This is a genomic window from Aminobacterium sp. MB27-C1, assembly GCF_030908405.1.
In the GTDB taxonomy this organism is placed as follows: Bacteria; Synergistota; Synergistia; order Synergistales; family Aminobacteriaceae; genus Aminobacterium.
In genome coordinates this window covers 985,614-1,009,890 of the sequence record NZ_CP133089.1, presented here as the reverse complement: position 1 = coordinate 1,009,890, position 24,277 = coordinate 985,614, and the positions used below count along the sequence as shown (strand labels likewise).

At 42.1% G+C, this 24,277-nt stretch carries 24 protein-coding genes; 4 read left to right on the top strand and 20 right to left on the bottom strand.

All coding sequences use genetic code 11. The features are described from left to right. Position 1: 1 nt before the first annotated feature. Together RBH88_RS04865 and prfB are read right to left on the bottom strand one after the other, a co-directional pair. Complete coding sequence (locus RBH88_RS04865; protein WP_307880016.1) at positions 2 to 1,864, bottom strand: SpoIVB peptidase S55 domain-containing protein; 1,863 nt, start codon at positions 1,862 to 1,864, stop codon at positions 2 to 4. 26 nt (positions 1,865 to 1,890) lie between these two features. Further along, positions 1,891 to 3,001, bottom strand: a protein-coding gene (gene prfB / locus RBH88_RS04860) for a peptide chain release factor 2 (RefSeq protein ID WP_213690199.1) whose coding sequence is annotated in 2 segments (ribosomal slippage) — positions 1,891 to 2,928 and positions 2,930 to 3,001 — 1,110 coding nt in all. Because the reading frame shifts where the segments join, the coding sequence is not laid out codon by codon here. A gap of 191 nt (positions 3,002 to 3,192) precedes the next feature. Between prfB and selD the strand changes: the two genes are divergently transcribed. After that, complete coding sequence (gene selD / locus RBH88_RS04855) at positions 3,193 to 4,239, top strand: selenide, water dikinase SelD (protein WP_307880015.1); 1,047 nt, start codon at positions 3,193 to 3,195, stop codon at positions 4,237 to 4,239. A gap of 72 nt (positions 4,240 to 4,311) precedes the next feature. Continuing rightward, positions 4,312 to 5,508, top strand: a complete 1,197-nt coding sequence (locus RBH88_RS04850; protein WP_213690201.1) for an MFS transporter — start codon at positions 4,312 to 4,314, stop codon at positions 5,506 to 5,508. On the opposite strand, the gene RBH88_RS04845 is transcribed toward RBH88_RS04850, so the two are convergent. The 14 genes from RBH88_RS04845 to RBH88_RS04780 all read right to left on the bottom strand — a co-directional run bounded on the left by RBH88_RS04845 (position 5,505) and on the right by RBH88_RS04780 (position 16,698). Beyond that, positions 5,505 to 6,356 (bottom strand): hypothetical protein, encoded by an 852-nt coding sequence (locus RBH88_RS04845; RefSeq protein WP_213690202.1) that lies wholly within the window; start codon positions 6,354 to 6,356, stop codon positions 5,505 to 5,507. The two genes, RBH88_RS04850 and RBH88_RS04845, sit on opposite strands and share 4 nt — an antisense overlap. Further along, positions 6,316 to 6,861: a bifunctional pyr operon transcriptional regulator/uracil phosphoribosyltransferase PyrR gene (pyrR, locus tag RBH88_RS04840; protein ID WP_213690203.1), complete on the bottom strand. Its 546-nt coding sequence runs from the start codon at positions 6,859 to 6,861 to the stop codon at positions 6,316 to 6,318. The genes RBH88_RS04845 and pyrR overlap by 41 nt, the downstream gene beginning before the upstream one ends. 2 nt (positions 6,862 to 6,863) lie before the next feature. Further along, a complete protein-coding gene (gene rnc, locus RBH88_RS04835; RefSeq protein WP_213690204.1) occupies positions 6,864 to 7,598 on the bottom strand; it encodes a ribonuclease III in 735 nt (244 codons plus the stop codon). Between the two features lie 8 nt (positions 7,599 to 7,606). Then, on the bottom strand, positions 7,607 to 8,845 hold the full coding sequence (gene fabF, locus RBH88_RS04830) for a beta-ketoacyl-ACP synthase II (RefSeq protein WP_213699390.1): 1,239 nt from the start codon (positions 8,843 to 8,845) through the stop codon (positions 7,607 to 7,609). Between the two features lie 106 nt (positions 8,846 to 8,951). Next, a complete protein-coding gene (acpP, locus tag RBH88_RS04825) occupies positions 8,952 to 9,203 on the bottom strand; it encodes an acyl carrier protein (RefSeq protein ID WP_213690206.1) in 252 nt (83 codons plus the stop codon). Positions 9,204 to 9,239: 36 nt separating this feature from the next. After that, the gene (gene fabG / locus RBH88_RS04820; RefSeq protein ID WP_213699391.1) at positions 9,240 to 9,980 is read right to left on the bottom strand and encodes a 3-oxoacyl-[acyl-carrier-protein] reductase; all 741 of its coding nucleotides are present in this window, start codon (positions 9,978 to 9,980) and stop codon (positions 9,240 to 9,242) included. Between the two features lie 2 nt (positions 9,981 to 9,982). Then, the gene (gene fabD, locus RBH88_RS04815) at positions 9,983 to 10,936 is read right to left on the bottom strand and encodes an ACP S-malonyltransferase (RefSeq protein WP_213695719.1); all 954 of its coding nucleotides are present in this window, start codon (positions 10,934 to 10,936) and stop codon (positions 9,983 to 9,985) included. Positions 10,937 to 10,954: 18 nt separating this feature from the next. Next, complete coding sequence (gene fabK / locus RBH88_RS04810) at positions 10,955 to 11,923, bottom strand: enoyl-[acyl-carrier-protein] reductase FabK (RefSeq protein ID WP_213690209.1); 969 nt, start codon at positions 11,921 to 11,923, stop codon at positions 10,955 to 10,957. Then, positions 11,913 to 12,911: a beta-ketoacyl-ACP synthase III gene (locus RBH88_RS04805; protein ID WP_213695720.1), complete on the bottom strand. Its 999-nt coding sequence runs from the start codon at positions 12,909 to 12,911 to the stop codon at positions 11,913 to 11,915. Before RBH88_RS04805 ends, fabK begins: the two co-directional genes overlap by 11 nt. Positions 12,912 to 12,913: 2 nt before the next feature. Further along, positions 12,914 to 13,912 (bottom strand): phosphate acyltransferase PlsX, encoded by a 999-nt coding sequence (plsX, locus tag RBH88_RS04800; RefSeq protein ID WP_213690211.1) that lies wholly within the window; start codon positions 13,910 to 13,912, stop codon positions 12,914 to 12,916. Positions 13,913 to 13,932: 20 nt separating this feature from the next. Beyond that, on the bottom strand, positions 13,933 to 14,511 hold the full coding sequence (fapR, locus tag RBH88_RS04795; RefSeq protein WP_213690212.1) for a transcription factor FapR: 579 nt from the start codon (positions 14,509 to 14,511) through the stop codon (positions 13,933 to 13,935). A gap of 170 nt (positions 14,512 to 14,681) precedes the next feature. Continuing rightward, positions 14,682 to 14,888 (bottom strand): 50S ribosomal protein L32, encoded by a 207-nt coding sequence (gene rpmF / locus RBH88_RS04790; protein ID WP_213690213.1) that lies wholly within the window; start codon positions 14,886 to 14,888, stop codon positions 14,682 to 14,684. Positions 14,889 to 14,908: 20 nt separating this feature from the next. After that, positions 14,909 to 15,478, bottom strand: a complete 570-nt coding sequence (locus tag RBH88_RS04785) for a DUF177 domain-containing protein (protein ID WP_213690214.1) — start codon at positions 15,476 to 15,478, stop codon at positions 14,909 to 14,911. Between the two features lie 23 nt (positions 15,479 to 15,501). After that, complete coding sequence (locus RBH88_RS04780) at positions 15,502 to 16,698, bottom strand: acetate/propionate family kinase (protein WP_213690215.1); 1,197 nt, start codon at positions 16,696 to 16,698, stop codon at positions 15,502 to 15,504. 99 nt (positions 16,699 to 16,797) lie between these two features. Here RBH88_RS04780 and RBH88_RS04775 point away from each other — a divergent pair, with 99 nt between their 5' ends. After that, positions 16,798 to 18,024 (top strand): nucleotidyltransferase family protein, encoded by a 1,227-nt coding sequence (locus tag RBH88_RS04775; protein WP_213695722.1) that lies wholly within the window; start codon positions 16,798 to 16,800, stop codon positions 18,022 to 18,024. Here RBH88_RS04775 and coaD read toward each other — a convergent pair. The 4 genes from coaD to trmB are packed head-to-tail and all read right to left on the bottom strand — an operon-like array spanning position 18,000 to position 20,360. Continuing rightward, positions 18,000 to 18,500, bottom strand: a complete 501-nt coding sequence (coaD, locus tag RBH88_RS04770) for a pantetheine-phosphate adenylyltransferase (RefSeq protein WP_213690217.1) — start codon at positions 18,498 to 18,500, stop codon at positions 18,000 to 18,002. The two genes, RBH88_RS04775 and coaD, sit on opposite strands and share 25 nt — an antisense overlap. Next, positions 18,497 to 19,009, bottom strand: a complete 513-nt coding sequence (locus RBH88_RS04765; RefSeq protein ID WP_307880014.1) for an RsmD family RNA methyltransferase — start codon at positions 19,007 to 19,009, stop codon at positions 18,497 to 18,499. The genes coaD and RBH88_RS04765 overlap by 4 nt, the downstream gene beginning before the upstream one ends. Then, positions 19,006 to 19,404, bottom strand: coding sequence for an SAM-dependent methyltransferase (locus tag RBH88_RS04760; RefSeq protein WP_213690219.1), 399 nt, complete (start codon positions 19,402 to 19,404; stop codon positions 19,006 to 19,008). The genes RBH88_RS04765 and RBH88_RS04760 overlap by 4 nt, the downstream gene beginning before the upstream one ends. Then, the gene (gene trmB / locus RBH88_RS04755; RefSeq protein WP_213701069.1) at positions 19,401 to 20,360 is read right to left on the bottom strand and encodes a tRNA (guanosine(46)-N7)-methyltransferase TrmB; all 960 of its coding nucleotides are present in this window, start codon (positions 20,358 to 20,360) and stop codon (positions 19,401 to 19,403) included. The genes RBH88_RS04760 and trmB overlap by 4 nt, the downstream gene beginning before the upstream one ends. Before the next feature lie 349 nt (positions 20,361 to 20,709). On the opposite strand from trmB, the gene nifJ reads away from it, so the two are divergent. Further along, the gene (gene nifJ, locus RBH88_RS04750) at positions 20,710 to 24,267 is read left to right on the top strand and encodes a pyruvate:ferredoxin (flavodoxin) oxidoreductase (protein ID WP_307880013.1); all 3,558 of its coding nucleotides are present in this window, start codon (positions 20,710 to 20,712) and stop codon (positions 24,265 to 24,267) included. Positions 24,268 to 24,277: the final 10 nt, after the last annotated feature.

Here is a 24,277-nt window from a genome sequence, read left to right as displayed (position 1 = left end):
ATTATTCCCTTTCTTGTCTGTTATTGGTTTCTGGCACAATCTGTACAATTTTACGAAGGAGTCCTTCAACTACATAATCTGTTCTGAAAATACGCATGCTTCCTTCATTTAGTCTTCTCTCTTTAATTTGACTTAATAGTTCAAGATCTTCTTTCGTAGGGCCAGGTTGAGACGTTTCATCAGGAACTTTAGCATAATTAAGCTCAAGAATAACCTCATTATTGGTTTCCAAGGCACTAATTTCCTTGAGCATTTGATCAAAATTTTCTATAGTCTTCCATCCTTGAATAATAGCATCTTCTTCTAAAGGCATAATACCGCCACCTCTTACAGCAATTTCAACTGGACCAGCTGCATTTTGAGGGACAATAAGTTCGAATTTCTTTTTACTCTGTTCACCTCTATAAGGACGTAATGTTATTTCCACCGGAATTTTATCTCCAGGACGGAAGGTCTCCCCTTCAACTTTGAGACCTTCAATGAAAATAAGATTAGGTTTTTGAGTCATTTCCACAGAAAGGTGTATTCCTAAGGGGTAAATGTCCTTATACGGATTGAGCGTTATCGCCTTTATTATTTCTTGAATCTCACGAAGAGAATCTCCTCCAATATTTGATTCAGAAAAGAACATATTGCTCCGAGTCCAGCCCTTGGGAAGCCCATAGCCTTCAATTTGAAGAGAGACTCTCGCCGTTCCCTCGCCTATTCTGCCCCATAACCGATCTATTAATCCTGTATAAAGAATAGATGTCATTTCTGAGCTCATAAAAGGATCAGGAACAACATGAAATCTTTTTAAAGCTCGTACGTTTCTATCAACATCCTTGAAACGGAGAGAGGCATCAATAGATGGAGTAAAATAACCGACCTGTCCACCTATGGCTTCGGCTCGATCTTGGGTTATTGTTCCTACAATCTGAGAGAAACTGCCTATTTTAAAAGGGCTGGCTAAGTTAGGAATAACATTGTGAATGTTAACCTTGGCAGCAGGAAAAGCCACAGCGCCCCTTTCTAAAAAAGGATGTCCAAAAGCTAAGAAACGTCCGTCCTTATCAACCGATGTTACTGTTCCAATTGCTCCTACTGTAACATCACCCCATGCAAGAAGAACACCTACCCCATCTCCCGGGGAAAATGCCGCTTTATAATCAACTATGTGTTCATCACTACTTATACCTCCAGCAAGAACAGCTTTCTCACCTAACACGTTTTCAAGTTTGTTTACTGTCCTTTGACTGACACCACTAATCTGTAACGGTAAGGCTTTCGGTGTCATTTGGTCTGAAGGAGATTCTGGAGAGGTTGTATCGTTTGTACCAATTTCTTCGTTTTCACCCTTATCTTCTTCGGGTTGAGTTTCTTCTTTATGAGATTCCTTTTCGTCTTCTTTTTCAAGAGGTAATGTAAATTTTGGCAAGGATTTTTTCACTTCCGGCCAATTCCAAACAGTAGCCATGTCCTCTATTGGAGTAACATAGCCAATATTATGTTCACTAAAATTAAAACCATAGCCTATAGCCCCAATAAGCTTCTGACCAATATAGACAGGGCTACCACTCATTCCTGCAGCTATTCCACCAGTTTTATCAATAACATCACCGCTCACGCGAATCATAATAAGATGACGGGGACGACTCTCCAATTGCGGAACAATGCTTATTATTTCCACGGGAAAGGAGACGACTTTCTGACCCTGTATAACCGTTAAAGCGTATCCTTTCATTCCTGGTTTCAAATCTTCCAGAGGAAGAACAGGAACTGTTGGTTTAAATGACGATTGAGAAGCCCAACTCACATGAGTCGTCACTAAAAGCGTAAGTATCAGACAAACAAAAAAAATATGCGAAAGCGGCCGCTTATACAAAAAAATCCTCCTCCTCTACGAAAAACTTAGTTATTGCCAGACAATTTATTCCATCGCAAATAAGCCATTATGAAATCATCAAGGTCTCCATCAAGAACCGCTTGAATGTTACCTGTTTCATACCCTGTTCTGTGATCTTTTACAAGAGTATAAGGATGGAGAACATATGAGCGAATCTGATTGCCCCAACTTATTTCCTTCTTTTCACCTTGAATGGCATCCATCTCATCCCGACGTTCCTGAAGGGCTCTTTCATAGAGCCTGCTTTTTAAAATTTGCATAGCAACCATTTTGTTCATATGCTGTGACCGTTCGTTTTGACAGCTAACGACAATCCCCGATGAATAGTGGGTAATGCGTACTGCCGAATCTGTCATATTAACATGCTGACCACCTGCACCACTGGAACGATACGTATCGATTCTAATGTCTTCCGGGCGTATTTCTATATCTTCATTCTCTGGAAGGTCAGGCGTTATATCTACAGAGGCAAAGCTTGTATGTCGTCTACCTGCCGAATCAAAAGGTGATATTCGTACAAGCCGATGAACCCCCTTCTCAGATTTTAAATATCCATAAGCATAATCCCCTTCTACAAACAAGGTCACACTACTGATTCCACCTTCGGCATCACGTAGCAGATCTAGAATTTTGAAGCGGAATTTGTTCTGTTCCAACCACCGAACGTACATCCTATAAAGCATTTCTGCCCAATCCTGAGAATCTAATCCACCTGAACCTGCATGAACAGTAACAATAGCATTCCCCTGGTCAAAATCTTCACTGAGAAGTTCTATGAGTTGCAGATGTTCTATTTCTCTTTTAAAAGCCAACGCACGCTGGTCAAATTCTCGTTGAAGATCTGTGTCGTCTTCTTCATGTAAAATTTCCACGATAGTTTCCAATTCTTGAAACTCAGATACTATTTTTCTCCAGGAATCAAGTCTATCTTGACATCGCGCCAAATCTTTCGTTACCTTTTTAGCCTCGTCACTTCCCCAAAAATCTGGAGCAAGGGTTTTACTTTCAAGTTCATTTTTATTTCCCTCCAACCTAACGAGGTCAAAGACTTTCCTGCAGTTCTTCTTTTAAGGAACGCAGTTCCTCCAATACTGTAGAGTTTGGAATCGTTGCCATTATTCCAAATCACTCCTTTTCTAAATGCTGTATAATTCTCTTCGAGCTTTTCATTATATCATTCTGACTCCTGGTATTTCCTTTCATAAAAGCAAAATATCAGCTATTTATGAATGAATCCCATGAATAAAAATCATGTCAGTTTGTTATAATTCTTATTGTTATTATAAAAGAAGGGAGGGCCTCTATCTATGCGATTAACTGAACTTTCTAAAACAAGTGGGTGAGCCGCCAAAATAGGTCCGGCGGACCTTGAAAAAATACTTCGAGACATACCTTCGGTACGAGACGACCGTATTATTTCAACATGGGCATCTGGAGAAGACGCAGCACTCTGGATTATTGATGACAGACGCCTTGGAGTTCTTACCCTTGATTTCATTACTCCCATTGTAGATGACCCAAGAAAATGGGGAGAAATAGCAGCGTGTAATTCTATTAGCGACGTCTTTGCAATGGGCGGACGCCCTATTGTTGCCCTGAATATAGTAGGATTCCCCGTAAAAAAGTTAGATATTGAGATATTACGGGAAGTGCTTGAGGGAGGCTATGCAAAAGTTAGAGAAGCAGGAGCGTTTCTAGTAGGAGGTCATAGTGTAGAAGATGACGAACCTAAATATGGACTTGCTGTATACGGAGAAGTTGCAAGATCGAATCCATGGCAAGTAGTCGGAGCAAAACCAGGCGACGCACTACTTTTAACAAAACCTATAGGAAGTGGTGTCATTGCAACAGGAATAAAAGCGGACATGATTGTGGATCCCAAAGGACCAGAAGAGGCCATGCGATGGATGTCTACTCTTAATAATATTCCACTCGTCATTCCTCAAGAATTACTTGATCATGTTCATGCCTGTACAGACGTAACCGGTTTTGGGCTTATTGGACATACTCTAGATATGCTTTCAGCAAAAACGTTGAATGTCACGCTGGGTCTCCATGACGTCCCGTTATTTCCAGGTGTCATTGAACTTGCAGAGAGCGGGTTGATTCCGGCAGGCACATATAATAATAGAATTCAATATGAAGATCACGTCACAGAAAAAGAAGAATTCCCCGCTGAACGTGTAGACATGATGTATGATGCCCAAACGTCAGGCGGCTTATTGTTAGCTCTGAATCAAGAGCATGCCCCGGCAATGCTGAACGCATTGAAAGAAGCAGGGTTTGAAAGAAGCACGTGTATTGGTTATTTTTCTGAAGGGCAAGGTAAGATTGAAATTGTTCATAATCTTTAGTACAATAAACAATAAGTTGTGATTTTTACTCCCTCATGTGAAAACATGAGGGAGTTTTTAAAGGGGCATTTTATGAATAAAACTCATTCCTCCCACGTAGACTATATTTTACTTACGCTCTCTCTGTCTTTATTCTGCGCCATGCTTGGCGTTGGTGTTATTAGTCCCATTCTTCCTGTCTATGCATCAAAGCTTGGTGCTAGTGGCATTCTTCTTGGTCTGGTTTTCGGCACCTTCTCATTCGCGCGAACAGGCGGAATGATTCTCAGTGGAGAGTTAGCTGAACGTTTTGACAGAAAACGCCTCTTAACGCTTGGTCTTTTAATTTATTCATTAGCTTCCCTCGCTTATGTACACGCTGATACTACACTTTCTCTTATTACTATACGTTTCTTCCATGGACTGGGTTCCGCCTTTGTTGTACCTATAACGATGGCAATAGGCGCTGATATAGCAAAAAAAGGCGAAGAAGGCATATTTTTCGGTACACTTCAGGGTGCTCTCTTTTTAGGCGTAGGTTTTGGACCTCTTATCAGTGGAGTTCTTACTGATCATATAGGATGGCACGTGCCTTTTTATTTTATGACGACACTCACTACTATTGCCCTTCTCATGGTTATTAAAAAGCTTCCCATCGGGATTCCAAGTCGCTCTAAGTCTAATGGGAAAATGCTTCCCGCAATTAGAGGCATGATAAAAAATGCCGCTCTTCGAACCTGTTTTTATTACCAATTTTGTTTTGCAATGTGTCGAGGAACAATGCTTATGATGATTCCTCTTCTTGCTTCTGGTTACTCTCTTTCTTTTTCACAAATAGGCATAATCCTCTCCCTTAACTCCGTTACAACGGGAGTTTTACAACGATATTTTGGGCAACTTTCTGACAAAATTTCACGTCATCACCTGATAATTGTTGGTGGTATTTTCTCAGGGTGTGTTTTTATCATCGTACCTTTCTTTGAATCTTTTACAGGTCTCGTCATAGCGAGTGTTATTTTTGGCGTGGGGCACGCACTCTCTGCTCCATCTCTCGCAGCTATAGCTGCCGAAAACAGTTTTCAATTTGGTAGCGGGCGAACAATGAGCGTATTCAATATTTTCTTTAGTCTGGGGATGATGACGGGGCCAGTTCTAGATGGTTTTATCGTTGAATCAAACTTTCCATTGAGTCCATTTCATGTGCTGAGCTTCTTTATTTTTTCAGCAACAATCCCATTTCTTTTCTTTGTAAAGAATAAAAACAACCAATCAGCTACATCGGAAAGCTAAGATTTTGTATCTCCTGGAGTAGCTATATTCCATATTGCTAAGTACTGGTCGTAGAGAGCTATGATCAGATCTTGCCCTATTGTTGGATATTTTAATTGAATAACTGCCGTAGACTTACTCTCCAATAAAACTTTTTTCACTGGAGCTGGCGTTTTATGATCATATAAAACAGGAATATTCAATTGAGAACACTCTTTGATTTTCTCTTTGAGTTGATCTAAAGACTCTCCTTTTTCCCACGCTTTTCGCAATGTTTCTTCAGGTTGAATAATGCGACATTGCGCTGCTTTCAGCAGTTCAAGGTAGTCTTCTGAAAGGCTATATACTTCTTTTCCTTGTAAAAGTTGCCTTCCTAAATAAACAGTACTTTCCAAACGTCCCTGAAATTCAGCTAACCGTCGTTGGTAAAAAGAGTAATGTTCTGAATCAAGGCTAGAAAAAACATTGAGAATTCTTTGCGCTATAAAAGGAAGAACGGAAGGGTCTGTAAAATACCTATCTATTTCTTCCCGCGGAAAGGGTAATTGAGAATATAACACATGAATGTTTTTAAAATTTGGTGAGGAAAGCCCATACTTTTGCGCATTTTTATAATCCAGTGCTAAAAAAGGACCGTCTTTGGGCAGTTTTTTGACAGATACCTTTTTTTCAATGCCATCTTCTGTCCATTGGCCTATGGGTTTTACGTTTATAAAGACCCCACCCATAAAGTGAGCTATAACTGAAAGCCATGGAGATGTGACCCATAAGTCCATTGCAAAAACTTTAATGGGGCAAATAACCAACAGTAAAATGACAAGTAAAAATCTAACTTTTTCTTTCGCAGATAACAACATTATTGGCGCCATCCAATTCCTCTACACGAACTTCCACTATTTCATCAGAAGATGTAGGTACATTTTTCCCGCAATAATCGGGTTGTATAGGCAATTCACGATGGCCTCTATCTATTAAAACTGCAAGTTGAACTACAGAGGGGCGTCCTAAATCCATAAGAGCATCAAGAGCAGCCCGTACTGTTCTGCCCGTATAAATGACGTCATCAACTAAAACGACCTTCATTCCATTTACATCAAAGGGAATAGATGTGCTATGTACCACTGGCTGTTCGTGAAGAAGAGTGAGGTCATCTCTATAAAGAGTTATATCTAATTCACCTGCAGGAATTTTGACTTTCTCTTGTTTTTTAAGTGATTGTTGAAGCCGTTTGGCCAAAAAAACGCCACGTCTTTGAATGCCAACTAAAGCAACATTCTCTGTTCCCCTGTTTCTCTCGATAATTTCATTGGCAATTCTTTTAAGAACTCGTTCTATATCCTCTTCATTCATAATCGTCGTTTTTTCTACAAGCATTCCTAAGGCCCTCCATCAATATCATTTTTACACCAGAGTTCCGTTTGAGTCAGTACCTGTTGCGCAACCTTACTTTCAGCCATTTTTATCGAATGTCCACGCCCAACAGCTTTAAAATGATCTCCTATACTCAATTGCACCGTAAAAAGGGGCATATGAGAAGGACCTTCTGATGATACAACTTTGTATTGAGGTTGCCCCAATCCTCTTTTTTGGGTTTCTTCTTGTAGAAGAGACTTTGGATCTTGTTTTTCATCATACGCATTACTTTTAGACTGAAAAAAGAGATATCTTAGTATAACCTGCGATGCGGCTTCATATCCGCCGTCAAAAAACACCGCCCCAAAAACAGCCTCAGAAGCATCTGCAATAATAGATGCATTTGCCCCCTGATGGACCAATCCCTTGCCTAAACGAACAAGGCGCGGAATCTCCATAGAAGTCCCCCACGCAGACAATGCATCCTTACAAACAAGGTTTGCACGATATCGCGTCAAGACTCCTTCATCTTCATGAGTGTATTCATTAAATAAACCAGCAGAAACGACTAGTTCCAGAACAGCATCGCCCAAGAACTCTAAGCGCTCGTTAAAAAAAGGAAGGCCCGCCTCATGAGCAAAGGAAGCATGGGTTAGGGCCTCCTCTAACGTCGCTATATTAACAAAAGAATATCCTAGTCGTTCCTGAAAGGAGGCAAGCGCAAGTCGCCACCATTGCTCCTTCTCAGATACGTTCACTTTTTATCTTACTCCTCGTATTTCTGTACTGCTATAACTGCATTATGTCCACCAAATCCGAAGCTATTAACTAAAAGACGGGACACAGATTTATGTACAGCCTCCTGGCCTACAACATTGACTCCACAATCAGGATCAGGTGTTTCGTAGTTGATCGTAGGATGAACGACACCTTCCACTATGGACTGTAACGCTGCTATTGTTTCTAATGCTCCGGCAGCTCCAAGACAATGTCCGATCATTGATTTTGTTGAATTGACAAGAACATTGGGGGTATACTCACCAAACAATGTGCGAATTGCCATGCTTTCCATTTTATCATTAAGCTCTGTAGAGGTTCCGTGAGCATTAATATAATCAACATCTTCAGGAAGCCATTTTGCCTGTCGCATGGCCTGTCGCATGGCTCTGACCGCTCCATCCCCTTGAGGATCAGGTGCAGTAATATGGCTCGCATCGCATGTAGAACCATATCCTACAATTTCTCCATATATAGTAGCACCGCGTTTTAAAGCATGCTCTAAGTCCTCAAGAACGAGAACACCTGCCCCTTCCCCCATTACAAAACCATCGCGATCCTTGTCAAAAGGACGAGATGCCCGTTGTGGTTCGTCATTTCTAGTGGAAAGAGCCTTCATAGCAGCAAAACCTGCAATACTGATAGAACGAAGAGCTGCTTCCGTTCCTCCAGCAAGAATGATATCTGCGTCATCCCTCATTATTGAGTAGTAGGCTTCACCTATACTATTTGTTCCTGTGGCACATGCTGTAACAACACACATATTAGGCCCTTTAGCTCCATAGCGAATAGCAACATATGCAGTAGACATGTTGCTGATCATCATAGGAATAAAGAAGGGGCTTACACGCCTCGGTCCTTTTTCCATCAGAGTTTTAAAATTGTTAAAAGTGGTTTCTATGCCACCCTGTCCTGTTCCAATATAAACACCAAATCTATTCGAATCCAGGCTACTAATATCAAGATGGGCATCTTCGACTGCCATATCAGCTGCTGCTACAGCAAAATGAATAACCCGATCAGATCTTTTTGCCTCTTTTTTGTCAAGCCAAAGCGTAGGGTCAAAATCTTTAATCTCAGCACCAAATGTCACAGGAAGATCACTGGCATCAAATGTTGAAAAAGGGAAGACTCCGTTTTTTCCTTCTTTAAGAGCCTGCCAAAAATTTTCCCTACCATTCGCGATTGGGCTTACTACTCCTAACCCCGTGATAACTACCCTTCTCAAAATACGTCACTCCTCACCGTTCAAGGATAGGGCATTTCTCAGTTTTGAGAAGGCCGGAGGTGTACACCTGTGTCCTCCGGCCTTGTAAATGCATTTATTTGTTGACTTACTCTTCTACTCCAAGCTTGTCGAAGGTATATTTCATTGCTTCCCCTACGGAAGTGAGCTTTTCCGCATCCTCGTCAGGAATTTCAATGTCGAACTCTTCCTCAATACCCATGATGAGCTCAACAATATCAAGAGAGTCAGCTCCAAGATCTTCAACAAAAGAAGCCTCCGGAACGATCTGGCTTTCTTCAACATCCAATCTATCGATGATAATTTCTTTCAGGCGTGCTAACACTTCTTCTTTTTTCATTCTCCTTCACCCCCTTCCTCACATCATAATATAAATTTAACACATAGTCATTCCGCCATCGACGGCAATAACCTGACCTGTTATATATGCAGAATCATCTGAAGCAAGGAAAGCTGCAACCTTTGCAATATCTTCAGGAACTCCAGCTCTACCTAAAGGAATCTGAGACAGCATAGACTGTTTAATCTCATCTTTCAAGATGGATGTCATATCAGTTTCAATGAAACCTGGAGCAATAGCATTTGAAGTAATTCCGCGGGCCCCATATTCCCTCGCAACAGCTTTGGTAAATCCGACAATTCCAGCTTTTGATGCGCAATAATTCGACTGGCCTGGATTTCCAATCAAAGCGACAACAGAAGAGATATTAATAATACGCCCCCATCGTGCTTTTACCATCTTCTTCAAGGCTCGTTTTGAACAACGATATACTGAGGTAAGGTTAGCTGCAATTACTTTATCCCAGTCATCATCTTTCATTCGCATCAGAAGATTATCCTTTGTTATTCCTGCGTTGTTTACAAGAATCTCCACAATACCCCATGAATCTTCTATTGTTGAAAAAAGAGCCTCTACTTGCTCAGCGTCGGTAACATCACATTTCACAGCTAAGCTTTTAACACCCATAGCTTCTATTTCCTTACAGACGTTCATTGCTTCGCTTTCGCTTCTGTTGTAACTTATGGCCACATTGTGTCCACGTGAAGCGAGTTCCAAAGCAATAGCTTTTCCTATCCCTCTACCTCCGCCTGTAACAAGTGCTATCTTCTCTGGCATATCTATTCCGCTCCTTCCTCCTGGAAAAGGGCAGCTATAGCCCGTAACTCTTCTTCATTCATCGCAGAATACGTCTTAAGCCCCTTCTGGCAACGCTTAATTAAACCAGCCAAGACAGTTCCTGGCCCTAATTCCAAATACGAATCTATATTCTGCGAAACCATATACATAACAGAATCTGTCCATAAAACAGGACTATATGTCTGATGGTATAGCGCACTCTGTATATCTTCTACAGTGGAAACTGGTTTTGCCGAAACATTGGCTATAACCGGTCGCGAGGGAACATGCCACTCGCATTCCTCAAAAGCCTTCTGAAGCTGATCGGCAACTGGCCTCATTAAGGAGCTATGGAATGGAGCGCTTACTTTCAGCATTACTGCCTTACGAGCTCCTCTTTTTTTAGCCTCTTCTGCTGCTTTTTCAACAAAGGAAGTCTTACCCGAGATAACAATTTGCCCAGGCGAATTAAAATTTGCAGGCTGGCATTCTTGATTCGGTGCTAACTCAGCACATATATCACAAACCACATCGGAATCAAGTCCAATAAGAGCTGCCATTGCACCGACTCCTTCAGGAACCGCCTCTTGCATAAGAGAGCCACGAAGATGAACCAAACGAACGCCATCTTCTAACGAAAGAGCACCCGTGGCAACCAAAGCAGTATATTCGCCAAGGCTATGGCCAGCGAAATAATCTGCATCTATTGAAACTCCGAAAGCTTCTGTCAATACTGAATATGCGGCGATACTCGCCGTTAAAATAGCTGGCTGCGTAAAAGCAGTAAGAGTAAGTTTCTCGTCTGGACCATTAAAAATAATGTCACTCAGTTTAAAACCTAGTGCTTTATCTGCTCTTTCAAATACATCCCTAGCTACATCAAAGGTGTCATATAAACTTTTTCCCATTCCTACTTCTTGAGCTCCCTGACCAGGAAAAACTACTGCATATTTCATTTGTGACACCTCGATTCTTTAAAATTCAAAATGTGGAAGTCTGGATATAACATCAGCAGCCTCATTAAACATAGTTTGAATTATCTCAGCCGCTGGTTTTATATCGTTTATCATTCCGGCGCTTTGGCCAGCCATAACAGAGCCCCATTCAATGTCTCCATCTACAACAGCCGCTCTCAAACGCCCTGTTCCTAATTTTTCTATGTCATCTATTGAAGCTCCCGCATTTTCAAGTTCTTCAAACCGTGCTGATAATTTATTTTTCAAACAACGTACAGGATGACCAGTTGGCCGACCTGTTACTACATTACTTCTATCTCTGGCTTTTAAAATTGCTTCTTTGTAGTTTTGATGAACGGTGCATTCTGAGCAACAAACCATTCGAGTTCCAATCTGAACTCCCTCTGCGCCAAGGCTGAAGGCTGCGGCGATTCCACGGCCATCGGCTACGCCTCCTGCAGCAATAACAGGAATATTCACAGAATCAACAATTTGTGGAACAAGAACCATCGTCGTCAAATCACCTATGTGCCCTCCCGCTTCAGTACCCTCAGCAACTACAGCATCAGCACCCTGTTTCTCTACGCGCTTAGCCTGAGCAACCGAAGCAATTACAGGAATAACGACTGTTCCCAAGGGTTTTAATCGTTCAATAACTTTTCCTGGGCTTCCAGCTCCTGTTGTCACTATAGGAACACGGTGCTTAGCTGCTAATTCCATAGCAGCATCAGCAGTTGAGGACATAAGCATAATATTCAGTCCAAAGGGTTTATCCGTCAATTCTCTGGCACGAATCAGCTCTTGCTCTAAAATCTCAGGCGGCATGTTAGCGGCTCCTATGAGGCCAATACCGCCCCCATTACTTACCGCTGCTGCTAAAGTTGCGTTAGCGACCCAAGCCATACCCCCCTGTATGAGTGGATATTGCACACCAAGGAGCTGCGTTACTCTGTTTTTCCAAACCAAAATATTCACCTCACATCTCATACAGAATTGAACCGTATGTCATCCCGGCTCCGAAACTAGAGAGGACCATCTTCTGCCCCTTTTCTAATTTTCCGCTCTCAAACAACTCTGCAAGAACAAGGAAAACAGACGCAGCAGACGTATTTCCATAACGATCAAGATTTACCCATGTCTTTTCAGGATCAGCTCCAAGACGTTTCATAACTCCGTCTATAATACGGAGATTAGCTTGATGGAATAACCACCAATCAATTTCAGAAGGATCAACGTCAGATGCCGAAACAAACTTTTTGAGAAAAGAAGGTAGAACACGATTTACAAATTTAAAAACATCATTTCCCTTCATGTGAACATAATGAAGTCCTTCTGCAATCGTTTTCTCCGAAGCGGGGTTCTCAATAAGTCCACCAGGGAGGGTTATAAAGTCAGATTTTGTGCCATCAGCACGAAGCTCCGCAGATATGAAACGTCCTGTGCCTTCAACGGAAGGGCCAAGAACAGCAGCTCCTGCACCGTCTCCAAAAAGAACACATGTATTGCGATCTTCCCAGTTAATAACGTGAGACAATACTTCAGCACCGACAACGAGCACCTTGTTCCAAAGTCCGCAGCTAACGCCTGTCATCGCAACAGTAAGAGCATAAATACATCCTGTACATCCCGACTGTACGTCGAAAGCTCCAGCATGAGAAGCCTTAAGTTTCCCTTGCAATTTAGGAGCCACTCCAGGGAAAAGGGTGTCTGGAGTATTGGTTGCAACTATAACCATGTCAAGCTCTGATGCAGAAACTCCACTCTTTTTCAATGCGGCTAAAGACGCTTTATAGGCAAGATCACTTGTCAACTCACCTTCAGCTGCAATTCGTCTTTCACGAATCCCTGTTCGTTCCCGAATCCATTCGTCATTTGTTTCAACCATTTCAGACAAATCATTATTGGTCATTATTCTTTTAGGAACATACATTCCAGTCCCAAGAATCGCAACATCACGACCATTTAACTGACCCATTACTATACCTCCTTGCCAAGCTCATCAGAAATGAGATCGACACCCTTCTGTAAAACAAAGTTTCTCGCTACTCGTATTGCACTTTCTACAGCGGGAGCTTTAGATCGTCCATGAGCTTTTATAACCACGCCATTTACACCGAGAAGAGGAGTCCCTCCATGTTTTTCGTAATTAAAACGCCCCCACAAATCTTTAAGCATTGGGGCCATAAAAAGAATTCCTATTTTAGGCAATACTCTCCGTCCAAATTCCTCTTTTGCAATTGAATAGACGGCTTGTATAACACCTTCGGCGAATTTTAAGACTACATTTCCTGAAAAACCATCGCAAACGACAACATCTGCCTTACTAAAGGGGACTTCGTCGCCTTCTACATATCCAGTAAATTTCAATGAGCTAGCTTTCAACATCTCTCGTGCACTCGCAATAACTTCATCGCCCTTTATGTCTTCCGAGCCATTAGAAAGAAGCGCTACCTCAGGGGACGGCACTCCCAAAATACACTTTGAATAAATATTTCCCATCAGTGCAAATTGATAAAGGTTTATTGGTTTGGCTCGAACTGTAGCGCCCACATCTAAAAGAAAGGTATACTTGTTCAACGTAGGAAGAGCAACTCCCAGTGCAGGACGGTCTATTCCTGATATTCTTCCAACAACCAAGACTCCACCAGCAACAATAGCACCAGTATTCCCTGCAGAGACACAACCTTGAGCTTCCCCATTTCTCGTCATTTCCATAGCAAGACGTAAGCTGGAGTGTCTCTTCTTACGAATACTTTGACTTGGATGCTCATCCATAGAAATGAACTCTTCTGTATGGACTATTGAGAGTCTCTTTCGAACATCAATCTCTGCCTGATCTATAATTGGTTCTATTTGAGAACGGTCCCCTACAAGGACGATCTCCAGATCTCTAAATTTTCTACACGCCAATATCGCACCTTTACAAGGTTCGTGGGGAGCATTATCGCCTCCCATGGCATCAACAGCCAATAACATTGTTACGTTTGCCTCCCCTCTTAATCTCTCGTCTCGAGGGAGTTTATGACCACGGCTATAAAACGGCCTACAAAAATTTCATGATCTCCAACCCGAGTTCGCACACTAACGATATATTTATTATCCTTATGCACACCAACTTTTGCACGAGCGATCAAAACATCCCCAACCTTAGCATGGCTCTTATACTCGCCTCTCATTGAATCGATTATGACCATATCGGCCTCAACTACCGCTATTGCAATTGAACTAGCCTGGGAATATATATAATGATCACACACATAATCTGTATGGCGGAATGCCATATCTTTTTTTGTTTGAAGGACTGACAGCGCCCATTTATTGGGCTCGAGTTCAAGAAGGTCTCCTACAACTTCGCTTTGTTTCAATGAACGCAGTTTGCTTGTAGCCCTTTGGGCCATATTTTTAGTACGTTCTCTTAGCTCTGGCACTCCCAGTAACGCACGATCAAGACGGACGGTACTGACGCTAACGTCTAAAGCATCAGCTAATTCTTTGTCTGTATAAAGCGGATTCTGTTCTAAAAACTTTAATAGCTTTTCCTGTCTTTGCTTTTTCCGTTTCGAACGAATCGTCACAACCTCCAGTTTTTAAGACCTGGTACTAATATCTGATCTGATGACTGGGTCAGTATAATATTTTTCAGCTTTCTGGTCAAGAAAAAAATAGCGGAGGACACATGCCCTCCGCTATTTTATGTGAGCCAAATCAATTCGATGCAGCTCACGCCTCATTTTAATCTTAAATCTTATGCTTCCTCGGCTACTACTTCTTCTCCCGTTTTTACAACTTTACGGCCTCTGTAGTATCCACACTCAGGGCAAGCACGATAATTCATAATTATCTCTCCGCAGTGCGGACAAGTTGTAAGTCCAGGTGCAGTAGCAGATCCAAGCCAATTTGCTTTTCTTTTATGAGTACGTGCATGAGAAACTCTACTTTTAGGTGTTGCCATACTCGTTCCCCTCCTTTTCCTTAAGCTTCCAAATCTTCTTTCTTGATTTTTAGCAAATCTGCGAGTCTGGGGTCTCTAGTCTCACGGTTGCAGCCACAATCACCATCGTTGAGAGAAGCGCCACAAACAGGACAAAGTCCTTTGCAATCCTCTCTACAAAGAGGGTTGGTGGGAAGGCTCAATATGAGACTTTCCCATACCTGCGGAGTAATATTTAATTTATTCTCCAAAGCGTCTACCAAAACTAGATGCTCATCTGATTCTTGTTCTCGCTCAGATGTAACAGAATCCCGCAAAGAGTAAAGATACATGAAATGTGTCTGTAATGCAATATCTGTTAGTTCAAGACAACGAACACAGGGAACTGAAAGTGTAGTTTCCAGTTCAATCTGGACCATGACAGACTGATCAGCCCAACTTACATGAGCGACAACCTGCAACGGAGAAAGAAAAGAAAATTCTTCTTGGGCAAAAACAATAGATTGTTTCATCTCTATTTGCCAAGAAGCATCTACCACATCCGGCCCTTCCTCCCTGTCTGGCAAATGCACCCAAAATGACCAGTCAGACGGCAGATCAGTAATTGCCATGAGATTTCCTCCTTCTTTCTGTCTTACTTTGAGACGATATCTCTAGTATCTCGAGCAATTACAAGTTCTTCGTTTGTCGGGATTACAAGTACCGTTACTTTAGAATCGTCTGTGCTGATAACAGCTTCTTTTCCTCGGATGTTGTTTTTCTCTGCATCAAGTTTAACACCAAGGAACTCAAGACCGCTACATACTTTTTCTCTAGCTTTAGCACTATTTTCTCCGATACCAGCAGTAAAAACAAGCACGTCTATGCCACCCATAGCAGCAGCATAAGCACCAATATACTTTTTAATACCGTAATAAAGCATAGACTCTGCCAATTCTGCGCGTTTGTTACCCTTTTCTGCCTCTTCCTCTACATCGCGAAGGTCGCTGCTTACACCAGAGATACCAAGGAGTCCACTTTCTTTATTCAAAATGTGACTCATGGCTTTGGGATCAAGATCTTCTTGCTCAGCAAGGAATGTAAGAAGCTGAGGGTCAACATCACCAGCACGTGTTCCCATGATAACTCCGGGGAGGGGGCTGAATCCCATGCTAGTATCAACAGATTTTCCGCCATCAACAGCTGTTATGGAGCTTCCGTTTCCTAAATGGCATGTGACAATCTTAAGATCTTCAACTTTTTTACCAAGGAAGTCAGCTGCTCTATGAGAAACATAGAAATGGCTTGTTCCGTGGAAGCCATAACGGCGAACTCTGTACTTTTCATAATAGTGATAAGGAACACCGTACATATAAGCCTGTCCAGGCATTGTCTGGTGGAAAGCTGTGTCAAAAACTCCAACCTGAGGAACATTGGGAAGAACTTCCTGCATAGCTTCAATGCCCATAAGGTTTGCTGGGTTATGAAGAGGTGCAAGAGGCACGCACTCCTGAAGAGCTTCGATAACATCTTTATCGATCATAACTGAACGTGCAAATTTCTCTCCACCGTGAACGACTCTGTGCCCTACGGCATTGAGCTCATCAAGACTCTTAAGTACCCCATGCTGAGGATCAAGAAGGGCCTCAAGAACATATTTAATAGCCACTTTATGGTTAGAAATTTCTGTATTACGAATGACAGCATCCATTCCAACCTTCGTGTGCTTAATTCGAGAACCTTCAATACCAATACGCTCAACCAATCCCTTAGCGAGAACAGCTTCTGTCTCCATGTCGAAAAGCTGATACTTCAAAGATGAACTTCCACAGTTAATAACCAATACTTTCATTGCTTTTGGATTCCTCCCTCTCCTTGACCTGATAGAATTCTACAGGGTATCTTTAAGAGTATCTGTATTATTATATATTTATAGAAAGCGTGATTACCTATGTCAAAAAATGTTGTTGGCATCATCGCTGAGTATAACCCTTTACATAACGGGCATGTTTTTCAGTTAAATGAAGCAACACGGAAAACAGATGCTTCAGAAATCGTCGTCGTTCTTTCTTCCCATTTTACACAAAGAGGAGAACCTGCTTTTTTAGATAAATGGCAACGCACAGCTCTCGCCTTAGAAGCCGGCGCAGACGTAGTATTAGAACTACCTGTATTTTTTTCATGCCATAATGCCGGAGTTTTTGCCGCAGGAGCGGTAGATATTCTGGCAGCATGTCACAGTGTAACCCATCTTTCTTTTGGTATGGAAAACCATAATTGCGATTTATCCACAATCCTTGACATTCTAATTCACGAACCTGAACCTTTCAAGAGAGAACTCAGAAGATATCTTGAAAAAGGCTTTTCATATGTGAAAGCGCGTGCTTCGGCTCTGGAAGCATTAATTCCAGATTCAGGTTCAATACTCTCTCAACCTAATAACTCCCTTGCATTGGCGTATCTTCTTCACATCGAAAAAAACAAATACCCATTACATTGTGTTCCTATAGAGAGAAAGGGAGCTGGCTACCACGACGAAACTTTTCAAGGAACATGGGCAAGTGCCTCAGCGATACGAAAAGCATATAGAGGAGGAAAACAGGAAAACATACTTGATGCTCTTCCATCCTTTTCCCGATCTCTCATAGAAGAAGCCTGCAAGAGTGGTCGGATTGCATACTCTGCCCAAAAATTATGGCCCTTTCTCCAAACAAGTCTTTTACGAAGCACACCTCAAGAAATTGCAAAAACAGCAGAGATGAAAGAAGGTCTCGAAAACCTATTTTATAAATTGGCCGGAACCTCTCTTTCCTGGGATGATTTCGTATCACAAGCAACATCTAAGCGTTACACAAAGGGGACAATTCAACGCTTCGCCATTGATTGGCTTTTAGGCATCAAACATTGGGAAAACAGAGCCTTTCAACGGCTGGGACCTCAATATATACGTGTTCTCGGTTTTTCTTCCCGCGGGAAAAAATTGCTAAAAGAGATGCGTAGCAAAACAACGTTACCCATTATTACCAGAGGATATATTCCTTCTTTCAGAGGACCATCTCGTCGGTTACTCCAACTTGAGAATATTGCATCGACATTATGGGAATATCTCGTAGATACTCCGTACACAGAACATGAATTACGAGCAATCCCTTATCAATTGGAAAACGGCTTAGGGTAACGTTCTCGCAGCCGACGATATACCCCTGGAGGAACCATTTCCTGAACAGGGCCTCCAAAATGGAAAATCTCTTTCACTGCGTGGCTTGAAAGATACGAGTATTTAGCCTCCGTAACGATAAATAATGTTTCTATGTCCGGCGCTAATTGCCTGTTCATGAGAGCTAGTTGAAATTCGTATTCGAAATCCGATAAAGCACGGAGACCACGAATGATAATACGACTTCGCTCTTGGCGTAAAAAATCGACAAGAAGTCCGGTAAACGAATTCACCTTTACATTAGGAAGATGACTTAATGCTTCTCTAGCCATTGCTTTTCTCTCTTCTACACTAAAAGTTGCTTTTTTCTGAGGATTAAGCAACACGCTGACAACAAGTTCGTCAAACAAAGCAGCTGCCCTTTCCGCTATATAAATATGACCGTTCGTAATAGGATCGAAAGACCCCGGGTAAACAGCACGTATAGGGCGTTTCATTCAAAGACCTCCTTCTTCTTTAAAAAGGTGAGGTTCGTATCTCCATAAGTACGTGAGTCTGTCACAATAAAATCGTCACCTTGAATTATAATAGGCTCTCGTATTGAATGCTCTATTATAATTAAACCATTATCTTTCAAAATAACAGGTGCTTCTTTCAGAAGATCCAGAATTCTATTGGGCCACCCTTCTTCATAAGGGGGATCTGCAAAAATAATATCAAAAGAATGATTTTTTTTCTGTAACCACTGCAAAGCCCTTCGTATATCCATTGATAGCACAATATAAGAATCGCTATCTATCTCTTTTTTAAAATTTTTGCGAATAGCTTCAGCCCTCTTACGCACAAGCTCAACCTCTACAACTGGCCTTGCTCCCCGCTCATAAGCAAAAGCACCAACCTTTCCGGTACCAGCAAAGAGATCAAGAAAAGCCACCTCTTGAAGAGACCCCAGTATATTAAATAACGCCTGAAGAACTTTAGATGATGTAGGACGTACGTCCTTCATTTGAAAGACTCCATTACAAAGGGTTTGATATCAAGAATTGGAGTACCGTCTATGGCATCAAGACCAACAACAAAAAGAGTGTTCCCCTCTTTTTTCAAAAGTCGACAACGAGTCGTTCCCAAAAAGTTTGGACGACGGGGAGAACATGTTGAACAAACACTCTGCAACGGCCGACGCAAATCTCCCCTTGGATGAACCTGAAAAGGAAAGGCAGAAGACCTGTGAAAGCGAAAAATCACTAAAATTTCGGTGCCCTCCTTTATGTCTTCAAAAGCAGGAAGATAAAAAGGATCAAGAAGAATGCTAGAATGATGTTCCTTAAATGAATCAGGAGAAACAGGTTCGCCTATAGAAGATTTCACAATACCAATAGGTTTAACACAATACCCCTTCATGAACGATCAACTACCCTGCCCAGATAATCAGCAAGATAATAAAGTGATCTTTTTAATGCAGGTGTTCTAAAAGCTGCACAATTACTATCAAGTTTTATAAGAGTCTCATTTTCTTTCTTTACCAGCTTTAAAAAATAACGCTGCTCAAAACCACCATCGGATGCTATGGTCTGAATAAGAAAGGCACCCTCAGGCGATGTATAGTATCCTTTATATGTCCAATGGCAATCTTCTTCAGTTCCCTCATACCCATTGAGTGAATCAAGGTCTGCCAAAGTCCATGCACTAGTCTCTATTTTTGTGTTCACCGTTTCTTCCTCCTTTATGAGGCGTTCTACTGTAAATCTCTCTTTTTTCTCTATCTGAACCAGAAAAATATCCTTACCTTGTGCCAGCCATTTTCTCTCATACTTCGTCTTTACCGGACGAGATGGATTCCTCTCGAAAGTACGCAATTGAAGAGCATTGTGTGAAGATAAAACATCTCGAACCTCTTCCGCATACCATTCTTCATCTGTAACGAGTTCGAAAACTCCACCACATTTAAGAACGGCTGCCAACATATCTGCGAAACCAATATATGTAACTCTTCTTTTCTCATGGCGAGATTTTGGCCAAGGACATGGGAAATTCATATAGACCTTATCGATGCTCTCATCTTCAAAACACTCTCTAAGTAAGAAACGTGCATCCCCACACATAAGGAATAAATTCGCGATTCCCAAGCTCCGCGCTCTTTTCGCTGCCTTCAAAACACATGTTTGTGAAACTTCTATTCCCCAAAAGGTATCTTGAGAATTATTTTTTGCCATATAAACGGGGAATTCGCCGTTGCCAAAACCTATTTCTACAATATCCCTTCCCTCCTCTTTCTTATAAGGGGAAAGTTTAAAAGGAAGTTGCATAAACTCAGGTCGTATTACAACATCTTTAAGAGTTACAAAAGCCACAGGCATCAACGCCTCCTTAAGAGCAAAACTTAAAAGCAGATAGATTATAACAGCCTTTTAGTTCTCCTTGCAGAGCTTTATAAAAAATAAAGAGTCTATACCATTCGTGACTATCATAACATTGACAGTCCTTTTCATTGTGATAATATCAACGCGAATGTCAGAATGGATTTTTTTGTCTTTTTTGAAAAATGCGATTTTAGAATGTTCATATCTTGCAAATATTTCACCTTTAAATATAGCTGTTTCTTTTTTCGCACTTAATTATTATTATATTTCAGTAGGAGAGCATTGCTTTGGATTCAATCAGAGGTCATAATGCTCTCTATTGAAAAAATACAGAGGGGGTACATGAATGGCTAAGCAATGGAAAACGATGGATGGAAACACCGCAGCGGCGCATGTTTCCTACGCGTTCACAGAGGTTGCTGCTATCTATCCCATCACACCTTCGTCTCCAATGGCAGAGGTAATTGATGAGTGGGCAGCCCATGGACTGAAAAATATTTTTGGCAGAACTGTTGATGTAGTTGAACTTCAATCAGAGGCAGGTGCTTCTGGAGCCGTACACGGTTCTCTTTCTGCAGGTTCCCTGACAACAACTTTCACAGCATCCCAGGGACTCTTACTCATGCTTCCCAACATGTATAAAATTGCTGGAGAACTTCTTCCAGGAGTTTTTGATGTTTCTGCTCGTGCAGTAGCCGGTCACGCTCTCTCCATTTTTGGAGACCACAGCGACGTAACAGCATGCAGAGCTACCGGTTTTGGCTTCCTCGCTTCTGGAAGCGTACAGGAAGTTATGGATCTTACAGGTGTAGCACACCTTGCGTCTATCAAATCAAGTATTCCTTTCGTCAACTTCTTCGATGGTTTCAGAACTTCTCACGAAATTCAGAAAATCGAGTTGATGGATTATGATGATTTGGCAAAACTTGTTGATTGGGATGCAGTAAAACGATTTAAAGATCGTGGACTGAATCCTGAGCACCCCTACCAGAAAGGTACTGCTCAGAACCCTGATATATACTTCCAGGCAAAAGAAGCAGCAAACCGTTTCTACACAGATCTTCCTGATATCGTCGAAGAATATATGAATGAGATCACCAAAGTTACAGGAAGAGAGTATCATCCTTTCAACTATTATGGTGCTCCTGATGCCGAGCGTGTTGTAATTCTTATGGGGTCTGCCTGCCAGGCCGCAGAAGAAGCTGTTGACTATCTCAACGCTAAAGGCGAAAAAGTCGGAATCATTGAAGTTCACCTTTATCGCCCATTCTCTGCAAAATATTTCTTTAACGTTCTTCCGACAACAGCAAAGAAAATTGCTGTTCTTGATAGAACTAAAGAGCAGGGCGCACTTGGCGAGCCTCTTTATGAAGATGTTCGTACATTGTTCTATGATAAAGACGAAAAACCCGTTATCGTTGGTGGCCGCTATGGTCTTGGTTCAAAAGATACAACTCCTTCTCAAATTAAGGCTGTTTTCGACAACCTTAAGGCTGCTGAACCCAAGAACCACTTCACAGTTGGCATCGTCGATGATGTTACACATGCTTCCCTTGAAATCAGCGAGAATATCAACGCTGCTCCTGAAGGAACAATTCGTTGCAAATTCTGGGGTCTTGGCTCTGATGGAACTGTTGGTGCCAATAAGAACTCCATTAAAATCATTGGCGATAATACTGATATGTATGCACAGGGATATTTCGCTTACGACTCTAAAAAATCAGGTGGCGTAACCATTTCTCACCTTCGTTTCGGTAAGAAGCCAATTCGCTCAACATATCTTATTGAGGCAGCTGATTTTATAGCCTGCCACAAACAGGAATATGTCCATTTGTACGATGTTCTTGCAGGGCTTAAAAAAGGCGGAAAGTTCCTTCTTAATACCCAGTGGACAACAGTAGAAGATCTTGAGAAACATCTTCCTGCCAGTATGAAACGCTATCTTGCAGAGAACGAGATTGAGTTCTACGTATTGAATGGTGTCGACCTTGGTATCGAAATCGGACTCGGAAACAGAATCAATATGATCATGCAGTCCGCTTTCTTCAAATTGGCCAATGTCATTCCAATTGAAGACGCCGTGAAGTACATGAAGGAAGCTATTAAGAAGACCTACGGCCGAAAAGGCGAAAAGATCGTCGAAATGAACTATAAAGCTGTAGATGCGGGTGTAGGCGCTCTCGTCAAGATAGACATCCCTGCAAGCTGGAAAGAAGCTAAAGACGAGTGCTGCTGTGAAAATAATGACGCAGATAGACCAGATTTCATTAAGAACGTTTGCGACGTTATCAACCGCCAGGAAGGCGATAAACTTCCCGTGAGCGCTTTTGTTGGCCGCGAAGATGGTAGCTTCCCTTCAGGAACATCCGCATATGAGAAACGCGGTGTAGCTGTAAACGTTCCAGAGTGGCTTAAGGATAAATGTATTCAGTGCAACCAGTGCGCTATGGTCTGCCCTCACGCAGCTATTCGCCCTGTGCTTCTCAATGAAGAAGACAAGAAAAACGCTCCTGAGACCTTTGCTACAGTTGATGCGAAAGGCAAGGAGTTTGCAGGGCTCGCATTCCGTATGCAAGTCGATACACTTGACTGCCTCGGCTGCGGAAACTGTGCTGATATCTGCCCTGTAAGTGCTCTTGAAATGAAACCTCTTACGTCTCAGACAGACGCAGAAGTTCCCAACTGGGATTTTGCTGTTACTGTCTCTGATAAATCTGACCTTACAAATAAAAATACAGTGAAAGGCAGTCAGTTTGCCCAGCCACTGTTCGAGTTCTCTGGCGCTTGTGCAGGATGCGGAGAGACACCATATGCCAAATTAGTTACTCAGCTTTATGGTGATCGCATGATCATCGCTAACGCAACTGGTTGTTCTTCTATTTGGGGTGGATCTGCTCCTAGCATGCCTTATACAACAAATGCCAAGGGCCAGGGTCCTGCATGGGCCAACTCCCTCTTTGAGGACAACGCTGAGTATGGCTACGGCATGTACCTCTCAGTGAAGAATTCCGTGAAGGGACTTATAGAAGCCGTGCGCAAGTTGCTTGATCTCGACATTTGTGCCGACGTCAAGGCTGTCTTTGAAGAGTGGCTTGAAAACAAGGATGATGGTGATAAGTCTAAAGTCGCTGCCGAAAAAATCTACGCTATTCTCGGCAAAGACCTTGGCAACGAAGATGCTAACAAACTTCTTGCTGAGATCGCAGACAAAAAAGACTACCTTGTCAAGAAATCTGTCTGGATATTCGGTGGAGACGGCTGGGCATACGACATCGGTTTCGGCGGACTTGACCATGTTCTTGCTTCTGGTGAAGATGTCAACGTATTTGTATTTGATACAGAAGTTTATTCGAATACTGGTGGTCAGTCTTCAAAATCTACTCCGACAGCAGCTGTTGCTAAGTTCGCTGCTTCCGGAAAGAGAGTTAAGAAAAAGGACCTTGGCCGTATTGCCATGACCTATGGATACGTGTACGTTGCTCAGGTAGCCATGGGCGCTGACAAAAACCAGTTGATGAAGGCTGTAACTGAAGCTGAAGCCTACAAGGGCCCATCTTTGATCATAGCCTACGCTCCTTGTATCAACCATGGTATTAAGGTCGGTATGGGCAAATCTCAAGCTCAGGAAAAGAAAGCTGTTGAAGCAGGTTACTGGCACCTGTACCGTTATAACCCATTGCTCAAAGACGAAGGAAAGAACCCCTTCGTTCTCGATTCCAAGGAGCCAAAGGCTGATTTCCAGGAATTCCTTATGAGCGAAGTACGGTACTCTTCTTTGATGAAATCCTTCCCAGAGATTGCTGATCAGCTCTTTGAGAAAGCAGCTGCTGACGCTAAAGAAAGATACGAAACATATAAGCAGCTTGCCGAGATGGGCAAAGAAGCAGTTAAAACTGAAGCATAAGATATTTTAA